The organism is Algoriphagus sp. (genome assembly GCF_029254265.1).
Lineage (GTDB): Bacteria > Bacteroidota > Bacteroidia > Cytophagales > Cyclobacteriaceae > Algoriphagus.
Map to the genome: position 1 here is coordinate 1 of NZ_JAQWXX010000123.1, position 14351 is coordinate 14351.

The window sequence follows — 14351 nt, forward strand, 5'->3', positions numbered from 1 at the left end:
GGTATCCTGGAATGATATCCAAGGTTTTCTTTCAAAGCTAAACTCTATGAGTGGCAAGAACTACCGCCTTCCCACGGAGGCGGAGTGGGAGTATGCCGCCCGTGGAGGGAGCCAAAGCCGTGGCTACAGATACAGCGGTGGCAACAGTACCAGTTCAGTAGCATGGTACGAGGACAACAGCGGAGGTAAAACACATCCCGTGGGTCAGAAGTCCCCCAATGAATTGGGAATTTATGACATGTCGGGCAATGTAGGGGAATGGTGTCAGGACTGGAAGGGCGACTACAGCAGTGGTTCACAGTTCAATCCACGTGGACCTTCCTCGGGGGCTAAACGTATAATTCGCGGTGGCAGCAGTTGGAGCAGCTCTGCCGCGGGCACACGGGTGTCGTTTCGTTACTATATTAATCCCGACGTTCGCCTCTACTTCTTAGGCTTCCGCCTTGCCCTTTAGTTCTAGTTGTTCGTCCATCTGTACTTTTAAGCTAAAAAAGGAAAAAAAGGGGAGGCCTTCTGGCCAGCCCGAGGGACGAAGGGCGGGCAAGGCAGGCCGTAGAGATTTGAAAGTACCTGAGTTTAATATCAATCAAGTTCCGAAATATCCATCAATATCAATTCATATCAAGCATTCAATATGCATTAGTATCCGCCAAAATCAGGAGCAGAATCCAAGTATTGATCACCCTGATTTTATTTTTCCTGACGATAGGTACCGGATACACCCAGATCCGGGAGCGGGAGGAGTCCCAGCCGCCTGTCCGCAGCACTGCACCTGTAGGTCCTGTCATGGTCAGCGTGAATGTGGTCAAGAATACCTAGTTGTAGGTATTGTTCCGACTGCTTCCAATACCGTGATTTGGATAAAAATAAATTCCTGACCACAATGAGAGAGTTTCTGAGCGAGGTTAAGAAGATCTGAAAGGATCCGATTTTCTCCAATTAGTTGAAAACAGATAGAGCGAATGAAATTCTCACAGCAATTAAATTTGTGACTTGATACACAGGAAAGAATTTTCAAAAACTTAAAACAAGTAAACAATGAAAAAACAAGCAATCACATTTCTTTTAATCCTAGCAGGATTTTTAACTTCTTTTGCCCAATCCTACCCTGAGATGGTAATTGTAGTAGGCGGAACATTTACGATGGGCTGCACTTCAGAGCAGGGAAGGGATTGTCAAAAAAATGAAAAACCTGCCCATCAGGTGACTTTATCGGATTTCCATATCGGGAAGTACGAGGTGACCCAGGCGCAGTGGCATGCGGTAATGGGCGATAACCCAAGTACCTTCAGCGACTGTGACAGCTGTCCGGTGGAGAATGTTTCTTGGTTAGGCGTATATAGGTTTCTTGAAAAGCTTAATTCTATGACGGGCAAGAACTACCGCCTACCTACGGAGGCGGAGTGGGAGTTTGCTGCCCGTGGAGGGAACCTAAGCCGTGGATACAAATACAGCGGGAGCAGCACCCCAGAATCAGTGGCATGGTACTCTGACAACAGCAGCAAAAAGACTCATCCAGTGGGACAGAAGTCCCCCAATGAATTGGGGATTTATGACATGTCGGGCAATGTATCTGAATGGTGTCAGGACAAGTACGGGGACTATAGTAAAAGTAAGCAAGCCAACCCAAGTGGGCCATCCGAAGGCTATTATTATGTCTATCGCGGTGGCTCTTGGATCTGGGATGCCCTGAACGCACGGGTGTCGGCTCGTCATACCTTTAATTCGGCTTCTCTAAGCTACGCTTTAGGCTTTCGCCTTGCCCTTTAGTTCTAGCTGCTCATCGATCCTACTTTGAGCTAAAAAAACGAATTGGCTCTAGTTTGGGAGTGGCGACCGCAGCAATAGCCAAAAAATAATACAAAAAGTCATAGGAAGTTTAAAATATTAGTCAATGAAAATACGCTGTTTAATTTTGATACTAATTATTCTGGATAGCTGCGCTGCTAATAGTGAATTATATTTAAGTGGCAAACACTATCAGAAGAAACACGATTATCAAAGTTTAAAAAAAGTCCTCGACTTAATGCCAAAATATATAGAGACAAAACAAGTAAAGAGAATTTTAGGCAGACCTATTGATAATGGATTTGATTATCGGTATTTATCCGATTCTATAAGTTCAAATCAATGTCCTGTTGGATTAGTATTTAACATTAATAATGATGGTAAAATCACTCATCGTTGGTTGGATGAAATTTGCGAGTAATTTAATTTCTTTTATGATCGAATCTGGGAATATTGAATGGCTACTCAAAATCTATCAATTAACAGAAATCAACTGATGAATATTTTAACCGATGAAAAAATTATTATTGTGTCTTACCAGATAGTTGGGTGCATTTTTGTGGAGCAGGCTATTTACAGACAAGAAATTTCGGAAAATTGAAGTATTACGAGGTAAACAAGGGGCTGCACAAGCTAATGGCTTAATCGCACATGAGATTACCTTTGTAGTTTACAATTCTATAGTAGAGGAAGCTATTTAGTAAGTATCCTTAAATGGGAGAACTGGAGCCCAAGGGTCGGCTGGTTTGATTGGAAATAAAGAATCCCTCGGGGATATAAGGAGGCAAAGGATTAAGTATATATCGAGTTTGCTTTGTAGCCAATCGTGCTATTTGTAATAAAGATACATAGTGATGGATCGTTTATGGATTGGGGTAAAGTACATCGAATGAATTATGTGATTAACCTACCCGCTATTTTTTTGACAAAGCAAATTAAAATCGGCTATGTATTTGAATTAGTAGTAGGAAGTAATTTTCAACTGCCGAGTAACGTCCATGAAATTACTATGCTTCTCAATTCTTGTGATATCCGATGATGGATCGAAGTCAAGCCTATTTTGGTCTAGTGGTAAAATAGAGTATAATCGTAAATTCAAATAAATAAAAAATAAAGCTATGACAGAAAAAATAGTAATATTAGCAATCATATGTGGTTTTATAAACCATGGATTTGCACAGACAGGATGTTATTTTGGTAACTCATCACTACCACAGCAAAATTTGACAAAATATTCAGGTAACTCAGATTTCGATGAAATAAACAATAGAGAATATAACACATTAGTCAATGTTTTTGACATACATCCTGATATTTATTACCTTTTAGATGAAGAGTCTCCAAATGCTTATGCAACATCCACAATAACCAATACTAATTTTCCAGACGGTACAATTATGCTAGGTTTTTCTTTGATTCAATTAGAATGTTTAAATTCTTCTTCAGGTACTTGTAGCTCAATACCAATAATTTTAGCTCATGAATTTGCACATATTATAGATTTTAAATATATGACTGGCTTGACTGGGAAATATAAGGAACTATTTGCTGATTATATGGCTGGATCATATTTATTTCACAGAGCAAATACTTTAGGAACGCTAAATGTAGCTGAAGTTGGGAACTCATTTTTTTCAAAAGGGGATTATGACTTTAATAGTCCACAACACCACGGAACAAGAGAACAACGATTAAGTTCTTTGATTGCTGGATATAAACTGGCTTATTATTATTCTACTAAAGGACAACTTTTAAATTTAAATACATTGATGGAAAATGCCATCCAATATGTAGGTCAATTTTAATTTTTAAAAAGAAATTAGTAGCTTCAAAACTTGTTGCATTAGTGACTTGAACATATCAAGAGTCAAAGAAAAAAAAATGAGCCTTCTCAAAGAAGAAAATAAATTCTGGCAACGCCATTTTCGTATTGAAAAATTAGAAGATATTCCTAAAAATTGGAGTAGATATACATCCATAGATTCTGAAAAAGATGATACTTTTTTATACTTTCTGTCATTACGTGTTTTGTCGATATTGGAGATTCGTCTAAAAGATACATTTGTTACAGATGAAGGTATCAAGCACATCTGTGGGTTCGAGGATTTGAAAATACTCTATTTGAGAAAACACAAAGAAATCACCAAAAAAAGTATTCCGTATTTTAATCAAATGAAGTCGTTAGAAAGTTTAAATATTACTAAGACAAAAATTACGCTAACAGATCTATCTGATCTTTTGGATAATCAAAGTCTGAAAGAAGTTTTTTTATCCTCCAATGAATCTGATGAAAACTTAATTGAAAAAGCATTTGTATTAAAAGAGCGCATGCCCAAATGTAATATTTATTTAAATACGAGTTTTGTGACAGACACAAGCGGAGAACCTATTGATCCTATTTTTTAATTCTATAGAGGTGTCCGCTTAACATCATTTTTGATATATATATCTTATTCTTATTGAGCATTCAGGTGATCAACTTGTGGAAGATGGTTTCTTTATTCTGAGAGCGATTGATCCGGTAGGGAAACTCACTTAATTAAAGATCAATATGCCTTTTGCATATCCAGCAATAAGTTGTTCATGACCATGATTTCACTTTATGGAACAAGGTATGAATGTCTTTAAAATTCAAGCCCGATCCACTTGGAATCTGTTTGATGGTGCAATAATTTAGGTACTGTAGCTTTGTATTGGGACTACAGTGATGACAAGACCCATGCCGTAGGACATAATTTCCCCATGAACTGGGGCTGTATGACATGTCGGTCAATGTATGGGAATAGTGCAATGTCCTGTACGGAACTTTTGATGGCAGCCTTGCTCCTAATCCAAGAGCTCTTTTATAAGGCTAGGATCGTGTTTTGCGTGGTGAATGCTGGAACGATGTAGTATTTCCTTGCAATTTATACTTTTGTGTCTACTTCGATCAGTCCTACGGTAGTGGCGACAACGGTTTTCGGTAGGGACTTTCCCAGTAAACAGTTTGGTATCCTGAGCTTGTCAAAGGGTTAGGTTGTAACTTTTGCCAATAGAGACTGAGTGGCGAGATCTCTATTAGCATAAGTTTATACATGCTGCCTTGAACCCGAAACATGCATTAGATTTTCTATTACAGATTTAAATCCCTTCTACCGATAGCTAGGGATAGTCGCGTAGCTTGTTTTTATTTCTTATTATAGAGGTGCTCTGCTTTCGAAATAAAATTTTGTCAAAATTATCGGAACAGGCTCTGATTTATTGAGATTTAAACCTTCATCACCAATTCTAATCAATAATCCGGGACTAACAGTTTATTTCCTACTTCCTAAGACTCGTCTGATTCCCATATTTTCCCTATCGATTCGTAGGATTCCTTGGCAACTCAAGGCTATGGGTTTCAAATCTGGTCTTTCACAAGCAGTAAATACCATACCATGATGGGGAAACCGTGTAGAAAGAATGGTTTGATCAAATAAGTGTGAAATAATTTAATCACGGAATACAATTTAACTGCAATAGAAAATACCTAATTGTAGGTATTGTTCCAATTACTTCAAACTGCGTGATTTGAATTAAATAAACACTTTACCCCTGATGCAAGAGTTTCTGAGCGAGGTTAAGAAGATCTGAAAGGATCTGATTTTCTTAAATCAGTTGAAAACAGATAGCTCGAATGAAATTCTCACAGCAATTAAATTTGTGACTTGGTACACAGGAAAGAATTTTCAAAAACTTAAAACAAGTAAACAATGAAAAAACAAGCAATCACATTTTTTTTAATCCTAGCTGGATTTTTAACTTCTTTTGCCCAAAGCTACCCCGAAATAGTAACCGTAGAAGGCGGCACTTTTACCATGGGCGATACTGAAATGGAAGTTGAAAGCGATGAGCAACTCACCTACCAAGTAAAACTAAAAACCTTTGAGATAGCCAAAACCGAAACCACAGTAGCCCAATGGAAAGTTTTTTGCAATACCACAGGCCGCAGCATGCCAGAAGTACCAAAATGGGACTGGATAGACAGCCATCCTATTGTAAATGTAAATTATCCTGATGCCGTAGCCTATTGCGACTGGCTTGCCGAAAAAATGGATACCGACTACCGCTTGCCCACCGAAGCCGAGTGGGAATACGCTACTCGGAGAGGTAAACTAAGCAAAGGTACCAAATACAGTGGAGGCCTCAGCATGGATAATGCGGACTGGTATGAAGCCAAGTGTGGTTACAAAGTACACAGCGTAGCAACAAAAAACCCAAATGAATTAGGCATCCTGAGCTTGTCGAAGGTTTAAGCTCTGAAATTCAACAATATAGGCTGATGGCAGAGGTCTCTATGGACGCAAGTTTGGTAGAAATAGTTGATAAACTGGAAATAAGTCGAAATCTGACCCTATCCATCACTGGGTAAATAAGTTTGAAAAATCAAAAGTGACATAAAAAGTAGATAAAATTATGAGTTATTTAAAAAATAATTAGTTAAAAAAAGCAGTGTCTAAATCATGAAACTCAAAAGCATTTTAATTTCAACTGGAATAGTAGTGGTTTACTTAATTTTAGTCATCCTAGGATATTTTAATTCTGGGGAAGGAGCTATAAATAGAATTTTCAAAGGAATGGGAGGAGATATTTCTGGAGGAGGCTATATTCAGATATTTACACTATGGATTTTTTGTTTAGGTATTATGGAAATCCTGGATAAAGTTGGTTCAGTAAAAAGAGAGAAAAAATTTTTGAGACATTCTCTTCTTCCAAGTGAAGAGCATATAGTCTTTGGGGTAGATGAGGTGAATAACATCAGGGTTAAGGTAAACGATTATTTGAAGTCAAAGTCCGATGATGACATCCGTAATTTTTACCTTCTGAGGATGATAAAAAGCGTTTGTACTAAGTTTCGAGCTAACAAATCAGTATCAGAAACTCTTGAAATAGTAAACATACAATCCCGAATTAATTTGGCGAAAACTGAAAGTGGGCAGTCTATTATTAAATACATTGCTTGGGCTATACCCTCTATTGGATTTATTGGTACTGTCTTGGGGATAGCACAAGCTTTGGAAGTGGCCAATCAATCAGTAGATATAGTGACTTCTACTTTAGCTATTGCATTTGATACCACGCTGTTCTCGTTAATACTTAGTCTGATTTATATGTGGTATTTCCATATACTGCAAGAGGATAATGAAATCCTCCATTCAGAAATTGAAGAGTTTGTTATAAATCAGCTTGTCAATAAAATTGACGTATCCTGATGGCAAAAAACTCTATACAAGTTTTTAGTATTTCATTTTTGGACCTTTTATCAGGTGCATTAGGGGCAGTGATTATTCTCTACGTGATAGTTCCAAAAATGCCGGTAAGTGAGGAGGAATTTGAAAGACAGGCCAAGGTGGCTGAATTGGTGGATCAGTTTGATTTGAATATTGATCAGCTGGCTGATTATGTCAGTCCCGATGTTGTTGAGGAATTTAAAAGACTTTTGGAATCAGTCGAAAATGAATTGAATCTCCTTTCCGAGGAAAATAATAGACTTCAAAGAAGTCTTGATGAAGCAAATCAAAACGTTTATGAATTGGGATTCCAACTGGATGATGCAAGACAGGTGATCGCTAATCAATCTCAACAAATAGAAAAATTCGAAGGGGAGGGTAAATTCGCTTTGGTCACAATGAGTTGGGATACAGATGATACAGATGTGGATTTGCACATTCTCGCACCTTGGGGAGATGAATTTTATTATGAAAAAAAGAAATTCCCAAATAGACCAGGAGAATTAACCAAAGACAATACCGAGGGGCCTGGCTTGGAAATATGGGAAATTTATAACCCTCCGCCAGGAACCTATGAGATAAAGGTAAAAATCTACGATCGAAAGGGAAACAATCAAAATCCTAATGTGAAAGTAAATGTCTTTCATAGAAATGGAATCAAAAATTTCCCACCTGTAATATTAACAAGTGCTAGTGGAGACTTTAATCAGGCAAAAGTATTAGTCGGTAAAATCACGATTCCCGAAAGCGGAGAAATTACAGTCCAATAAATAAAAAAACAAAATTAAAAGCCTTATAGTATGGCAAGATCCACACAAGCATTATCAACAGGGTTGAAGATTCTATCGGGTCAGGATGTACCCGTGTATACTTTGGAATATCTAACCCCAACCAAAAAACATGCTCAGGGAAGTTTTGAGAAAATTGTTATCCCATACATCGAATTAGGAAGAGGTCCTAAATGCGCTGTAAGTTTTGGGGAGGACTTCCCCACGGTCAGTAGAAGGCATGCCTCTATTGCCAGAGAGGGCAAGGAAGCAAAAATCAAAAACCTCTCTGCCACTAATCCACTGCTGATTAACGGAAGACCAGTCAACCGAGAGTTTTTTCTTTCTAGCGGAGATGAGATTCAGCTGAGTCTCGAGGGTCCTCGGATGAGATTTAACACCAGTGCATCAGGCACTTCAAAAATGGGGTTTACTAATAAATTGAATTTGGTGATTCAGCAGGCAATTAAACCCTATAAGTCTGTAGCAATTTTCTTATTTGCAATTTTTCTTTTGTCCACATCGGGGTTGTCTTATGCTCTTTTAAATGCCTTTACCAAATTGGAAATTCAGGAGACCATATCTTCTGCCCAGGCTGATGAATTGGTAAAATTAAATCAAGAAAATCAAGGTTTTGCTGAAAAAATTATAAAGAATAACGATGATTTCAAAAATCAAATAAATAGAATCAATATATCTAACTTAAGAGAGAGGGAAGAGAATGAAGCCAGATTATTGGCTATACAAACCGAAATGGAGAAGGTTGCTGACTCACTTTCCAAATTGAATGTACCTGAGGATTTTTCAATTTTTGTAGGAGATGTTCAGAAAAATGTCCTTGCAATTTATTTTGTGTCCGCTAGCCTTACCTTCCAAGGAAGCGAATTATGGGATGAAACTCCCACAGATCCACAATGCATGTGTACCGGCTTTATGCTCGATGGGGGTAAATTTGTAACAGCTAGGCACTGTGTGGATATTTTTGCTTCTGAAGTACAACCTGAATATGAGGAAGATATTAATCAAATTGATTTCTTTTCCAACAGTGGAGGAAACTTGACTGTAACTTTTAGAGCAAGGTCCTTTGATGGTTCTATTGATTTTACTTTTACAAATAAAGATATGATTCAAGATTTTTCAAGGGACGAATTATACAGAGTTTCTTTAGATGATGTAGATGGAGTAGTGAGAGTCGCAAATTTTCATAATGGTAGTGATTTCGCATATAAGCAAATTAATCTTATTGGTGGTCTCAATTATAGCCCACAGGCATCTATTTCCTTGGAGACCGCCAGAGAATTGCATGTGCTGGGGTATCCGGATGGGGTTAGATTTCGAGCAGATGGAGACATGAGGCCAGATTACAACAAGGGTATTGTTCGTAGAACGGGGTTAACCGAGGGAGTGATTCGCGGCATACAAGGAGCAGAACGTGGAGGGAATTCAGGTGGACCAGTATTTATATTACAGGAGGATGGACCTGCTGTGATCGGGATCGTGACGGGTGCAATGTCATTTGCTGGAGAGGAAGTTTTTCAGGTTTATACTCCCATTTCCACAGTAAATTAAAAACTAGATGAATATTCAACTCTTTGCAACAACCCATGTCGGAATGGTACGGGATCACAACGAAGACAACTTTATCGTTTGTGAAAATCTTAATTCAAAAAATTGGCAATTTTCCCCTGATGCAATAACTGAGGTATCAGATCAGGGTGTCTTACTTTTTGTCGCTGATGGTATGGGAGGAACCAATGCCGGAGAAGTTGCCTCTGATATCGCCCAAGAATCAATCAAAACGTTCTTTTCTGAACGATTGGAAGAGTGCAAATCGATCAAGGAATTCATGTTTCAGGCCATCTCTTATGCCCATGATAAGATCATTCAAAGGCAAAATGAAGATGATGAAACTACCGGAATGGGCACAACAGCTATTTTAGGGTGGATTAGGGATAATGAACTCCATCTTGCTTGGAGCGGAGATAGTCGGGCATATGTGGTAAGATCAGGTCTAAGACCTTATCCGGTCACAGATGATCACTCCATTGTTTGGCAAATGGTTATGGAAGGGTCGTTAACCCCAGAAGAAGCCAGGATTCATCCAGACAGCAATTTGATCATGCAAAGTCTGGGCGAGCCGAGGAACCTTCCCAAGCCCTCATATAAAAGAATATCATTGCAAAAGGGAGACTTGGTTTTATTATGTTCAGATGGATTGAACGGAATGATTCCTGATGAGGAAATATTTTTGTTAGGACTCAGTCATCAGAAAGTCTCCGATATAGTCAAGGAGCTGGTGAATAAAGCAAATCAAGAAGGGGGCTATGATAATATTACTGCAATAGCAGCCAAAATTATTGAGGGACCTCAGTCGGCTAGGGAATATGTGGATTCACAAAAGACTATTGGCAACAAATCTCCCAAAACAAAGCAATCTATTTTGATTGCTGTATTGATATTTTTAGTTGCGCTTGTCTTGGGTTTAATTTTTTGGAATGCAAAACACAACAGTTTAAATGAGAATTATTTTACAGATGATAATATAAAATTGGATTCTATATTTCAGATTATTGATTCCTTAGAGTCAAATCAAAAGATCGATCAAGCTCTGGAGATTTTAAGTGAAGTTAAACTGAGATTTCCGGATGAAAAAAGAGTTGTTGAAAGGATCGAATCTTTAGAAAAATATAAAACTCCAACTGACAATGATAATACTTTCCCTCCAGCAAGCGATCCAATCGATAAAAGAGAATTTATAGACTCCTTGCTTTCAGCAGCAAAATTTTTTTCTGATATGGGAAAAATAAAAGAGGCTGTCGCCATTTTGCGTGAGGCTCAAAAAAGGTTTCCTAATGAAAATAGATTTGCCAAAGAAATTGAAAATTTAGAAACAGAGGCTTATAATGCTTCAGTTCAGGAGAAATTGCCACAGCCAGTGCTAAATAAAGAAAATGAAATAATTGAATCTGAAATCGATAAGATTATGGCAGCTGTCGACTCTTTGGAAAAAGCAGGAGAATTAAATCAGGCTATTTTGCTAATTCAATCTGCTCAAAAATCTTATCCCAATGAAAAAAGGATTTTGGAGAAATTAAAAGCGCTTCAACTCATACAAAGGCAGCAAGAAATCTCTAATCCAAAAAAAATAGATTCTATAAAAAACAAGTTGCAGGCAAGCTTAAAAAGATTGTGCATATGAAAAGTAGAAAATTAAAAATATTGGCTTTTAGCATTTTGACTGTGATAATCACAGGATTTATGTCTTTTCTAATGATTGGAATAACCTTATTTCCAATCATTAGAAAATACACCGTAACTAACGATACTAATGAATTACTTTATATTACTCCATTAATGCAATTAGGAGTAGGTGAATTTTTATTGGAAGAAGAATTGGAAGATGTAGATAGAATAAAAGATTATATTACACAAGTTGATAATTTTTCAATCATAAATCAGTATTTGTTTCTGATCCCTCCAGCACTTCCGGCATTTTTAATAAAAGATATTAAAGTCAATCCTAATTCAAATGCCGTTTTCTATATTGATTACGAAAGTATAAAACAAGAAGGAGGTCCTCAAATCTTATTAATAAAGGATAAACAAAACAATTACTATTATAAGTATGCCAACTTTTGGGAAAGTGACAAAATAACTGATATAAATTTATTGCATATTTCGCCTAAAAAATTAATAGATTCAAAAGATACAAGTAGCGGTTCTTTTATAAAGTGGTTTATTACAATATGTTTACTCATACTTATTTTATTGCCCCCATACTTTCTTATAAAGAATATTAAATTATTAAGAAAAGAGAAGATCGCCAGCCTGTAATTGCCGTTTGGAACTAGTGGTGCTGCCATGGTTAAATGAAGATTAATGGTTCTATTAAAGTTTGGTGCAGTTTGACATTTTAGTGCTATTAAATCTCCATCTGTGGCAAGAAGTAAAACGGTAGAATTGATTCTGTAAAAGCTAGCCCGATTAAAGGGGAATATTTCCAGCCTTGTCAATAAATAAAGTTTTAATAATTATTTAATATGTATATACGCTTGCTTACCAACTAGGTAGAAAGAGCCCTTTGAAAATTTGGATAACTTTTGAATTTGGTGAGCATCGGTCACCTCTCATCTGAAATCCGGCTAGAAAAAGAAGCTATTGACATTATATCGTGAAATCATTTAAATGAATTTCTAAATCATTAAAAGTATACTCTTGACTGGTATTTAAGAGTCATGTAACAATGTTAATTTATATAACTATTATTTAGTTTAAAACTGAAAAATTTAAATTGTAAACTTATGAGATGTGCTGAGTGTGGAAAATCCAATCCGGAGAATTCAAAGATTTGTGGTACTTGTGGTACTAAATTGACTGATTTAAAATCTAGTGGAGTAAAATCAGGAAATCCAATTCATAGGCCCCTTACGGATGATACTTATGATTCTGGAACTCCTACTCTAATGGGGAAACCTTCGAATTCCCACAGTTGGGATGAGCCTTTAGACTATAGGGAAATAAAAAAAGATTCAAAGTTTGAAAAAGAGTTTTCTTTAAAAAGCAATATTGATACTTGCCCTGATTGCGGCCATTATCCATTGTATAAAGAAAATAAGCAGATTATTTGCCCTAATTGTGAGTTTTTAGGTGGTCAAAAGAATGAAGAACTAAACCCAAATGGTTACCGTATAAAATCCGAACCTACACAAAAAATAGAAGGTTTTACCCTTCCTGGGGAAGATAACTTTTCACTCACTAATCTGAAGACCAACCAAAAGATAAAATTTGATTTGGCGGAGGTGGTTCTTAATCGAACCAGTTTAGAAAGTGAAAATTCAAGTATTTCCCGGGACAAGCATGCAGTAATCTCCCAAATCAATGGTAAATGGTACATTCAGGATCTAAGCACACATCAGGCTACCTATGTTCAGGTAATAGGCCAGATACCTTTGGTTTCAGGAACAGTTATTTTGATGGGAAACCAGTTTTTCAAGTTTGATTGATGGAAGGAAGAAATATTCAAGTTCTTGATTTAAAGCCAGGTGTTATTTTCCCTTCACCTGATGGAGATTTTTTACTTGACAAAGAGTTAGGAGAAGGTGGGTTTGGATCTGTTTATAAAGCTTCCAATCATTTCAAAGAGGTTGCAATTAAAATTGTGAAGCTGTGGAAAATGATGCCCGATAACCGGGTTGAATTTGAAAAAAGGCTTAAACAAGAATTTGAAATTTCTAAATCAATAAAATCTCCTCATATAATCGTTGGCTACCATTTTGACTATCTTCAAGGTAATCCATTTATTATCATGGAGTTTTGTGGAGGAGGGAGTCTGAGAGACCAATTCTCTAAAATGGATATTACCAAGGTAAATAGGTTTGCTCTTCAGATTTTAAAAGGACTAACTCACCTACATGAGCAAGGAATAATTCATAGAGATATAAAGCCAGAAAATATTCTTTTAGACAAGGAGCACAATATTAAATTGGTTGATTTTGGTATTTCAGGGTCCATTAAAAAAAGACAAACTCAACTCGATATTATGGGAAGGGTAAAGGAAGTGTTTGCCACAGTTACCTATTCCCCTCCGGAGCAAACTGATGCAGTTAAAGCTTTCAAATCAATGGGCCCCACGAATGATATTTATTCTTTTGGTGTCACGATGTATGAGTTTTTTACCCAAGGACTATTGCCATTTGGTCCTTTCGATGCGTTTCAAAACAATTTTTCGGATTATGAGAATCGAAAGAAGAAAAATGACTGGGATAAAAAAACCCTTCAAAAAGTCATTCAGGAAAATCATTTATGGTTTGAGATCATCGAAAAATGTTTGAACCCAAAACCTGAAGATAGATACCAATCTTGTTCTCAGGTGCTTGAAGCGCTTGGCTATTCCAAGTCAGAGATCAATAGACCTTATAAAATTAATTATCCGGAGACAGTTTCTTGGGGACTTCAAGTGATGCAGGGAGATGAAATAGGTAGGATATATAACCTTTCTAAAATTTCCAAAATACTACGTAAAGGATTTTTGAGATTGGGCTGGTTTGATATTGATGATCCATTCAAAAATGATATAGGATTGGTTGAGGTCTATACCAAATACATCTCGAGTAGGCATGCAACTCTATATTGGAATGAAAAGTCAAACTACTGGTCTATCATGGATGGGCAATTTGTTAGCGAAACTGGGCCTTTAAAAACTTCCAAAAATGGAGTATTAGTGAATGGGGAAAAATTAAAAACTCCCTTAACGCTAAATGAGGGATCCGATTCTCTTTCATTTGATTTGATAGAAAATGATATCATAACAATTGGGGATACCACTCTGAAAGTTTTGGTTTTATCTTCTTGAGGCCATTGGTTATCTAAAGTAATTTATTCAAAATGAGAGACAAGACATGAAACTCACTCAAGGGAATTTGCTATCGAACCGCTACCGTCTGATCCGCCAGATTGGTCTGGGGGGCTTCAGTGTGGTGTGGCTGGTGTCGGACGAGCTGATGGGTGACCATAAGTTTGCGTTGAAGGTTTATGCCCCTGACCGTGG

15 protein-coding genes and 1 pseudogene are annotated in these 14351 nt (G+C 37.1%); 14 read left to right on the plus strand and 2 right to left on the minus strand.

The window, feature by feature from the left end; genetic code table 11:
• The coding region (locus P8O16_RS18570; protein WP_300317281.1) for a formylglycine-generating enzyme family protein at positions 1-454 on the plus strand (454 nt) is incomplete at its 5' end.
• 175 nt (positions 455-629) lie between these two features.
• Here the strand turns inward: P8O16_RS18570 and P8O16_RS18575 are convergent.
• Entirely contained in the window at positions 630-809 is a 180-nt protein-coding gene (locus P8O16_RS18575; RefSeq protein ID WP_300317284.1) for a hypothetical protein, read from the minus strand.
• A 229-nt stretch (positions 810-1038) separates the two neighbouring features.
• On the opposite strand from P8O16_RS18575, the gene P8O16_RS18580 reads away from it, so the two are divergent.
• The 5 genes from P8O16_RS18580 to P8O16_RS18600 all read left to right on the plus strand — a co-directional run bounded on the left by P8O16_RS18580 (position 1039) and on the right by P8O16_RS18600 (position 4194).
• On the plus strand, positions 1039-1770 hold the full coding sequence (locus P8O16_RS18580) for an SUMF1/EgtB/PvdO family nonheme iron enzyme (RefSeq protein WP_300317286.1): 732 nt from the start codon (positions 1039-1041) through the stop codon (positions 1768-1770).
• Between the two features lie 124 nt (positions 1771-1894).
• Positions 1895-2209, plus strand: coding sequence for a hypothetical protein (locus P8O16_RS18585; RefSeq protein ID WP_300317289.1), 315 nt, complete (start codon positions 1895-1897; stop codon positions 2207-2209).
• Between the two features lie 405 nt (positions 2210-2614).
• Positions 2615-2827, plus strand: a complete 213-nt coding sequence (locus P8O16_RS18590; protein ID WP_300317292.1) for a hypothetical protein — start codon at positions 2615-2617, stop codon at positions 2825-2827.
• Between the two features lie 79 nt (positions 2828-2906).
• Positions 2907-3593 carry a hypothetical protein gene (locus tag P8O16_RS18595; RefSeq protein WP_300317295.1) on the plus strand — a complete coding sequence of 229 codons (687 nt, stop codon included), beginning with the start codon at positions 2907-2909 and terminating at the stop codon, positions 3591-3593.
• Between the two features lie 76 nt (positions 3594-3669).
• Positions 3670-4194 carry a hypothetical protein gene (locus P8O16_RS18600; protein ID WP_300317297.1) on the plus strand — a complete coding sequence of 175 codons (525 nt, stop codon included), beginning with the start codon at positions 3670-3672 and terminating at the stop codon, positions 4192-4194.
• Between the two features lie 61 nt (positions 4195-4255).
• On the opposite strand, the pseudogene P8O16_RS18605 reads toward P8O16_RS18600, so the two are convergent.
• A pseudogene (locus P8O16_RS18605) lies at positions 4256-4453 on the minus strand (IS1595 family transposase); the annotation flags it as partial.
• Between the two features lie 1066 nt (positions 4454-5519).
• On the opposite strand from P8O16_RS18605, the gene P8O16_RS18610 reads away from it, so the two are divergent.
• The 8 genes from P8O16_RS18610 to P8O16_RS18645 all read left to right on the plus strand — a co-directional run bounded on the left by P8O16_RS18610 (position 5520) and on the right by P8O16_RS18645 (position 14156).
• Positions 5520-6062 carry an SUMF1/EgtB/PvdO family nonheme iron enzyme gene (locus tag P8O16_RS18610; protein ID WP_300317300.1) on the plus strand — a complete coding sequence of 181 codons (543 nt, stop codon included), beginning with the start codon at positions 5520-5522 and terminating at the stop codon, positions 6060-6062.
• Between the two features lie 207 nt (positions 6063-6269).
• Complete coding sequence (locus tag P8O16_RS18615; RefSeq protein ID WP_300317303.1) at positions 6270-7019, plus strand: MotA/TolQ/ExbB proton channel family protein; 750 nt, start codon at positions 6270-6272, stop codon at positions 7017-7019.
• Positions 7019-7807 carry a hypothetical protein gene (locus tag P8O16_RS18620; protein WP_300317305.1) on the plus strand — a complete coding sequence of 263 codons (789 nt, stop codon included), beginning with the start codon at positions 7019-7021 and terminating at the stop codon, positions 7805-7807. Before P8O16_RS18615 ends, P8O16_RS18620 begins: the two co-directional genes overlap by 1 nt.
• Before the next feature lie 30 nt (positions 7808-7837).
• Positions 7838-9373: an FHA domain-containing protein gene (locus tag P8O16_RS18625; protein ID WP_300317308.1), complete on the plus strand. Its 1536-nt coding sequence runs from the start codon at positions 7838-7840 to the stop codon at positions 9371-9373.
• Between the two features lie 7 nt (positions 9374-9380).
• Entirely contained in the window at positions 9381-11003 is a 1623-nt protein-coding gene (locus tag P8O16_RS18630; protein WP_300317311.1) for a protein phosphatase 2C domain-containing protein, read from the plus strand.
• Positions 11000-11638, plus strand: coding sequence for a hypothetical protein (locus tag P8O16_RS18635; protein ID WP_300317313.1), 639 nt, complete (start codon positions 11000-11002; stop codon positions 11636-11638). The genes P8O16_RS18630 and P8O16_RS18635 overlap by 4 nt, the downstream gene beginning before the upstream one ends.
• A 467-nt stretch (positions 11639-12105) precedes the next feature.
• Complete coding sequence (locus P8O16_RS18640; protein ID WP_300317315.1) at positions 12106-12807, plus strand: FHA domain-containing protein; 702 nt, start codon at positions 12106-12108, stop codon at positions 12805-12807.
• Positions 12807-14156, plus strand: coding sequence for an FHA domain-containing serine/threonine-protein kinase (locus P8O16_RS18645; RefSeq protein ID WP_300317317.1), 1350 nt, complete (start codon positions 12807-12809; stop codon positions 14154-14156). The genes P8O16_RS18640 and P8O16_RS18645 overlap by 1 nt, the downstream gene beginning before the upstream one ends.
• Positions 14157-14351: the final 195 nt, after the last annotated feature.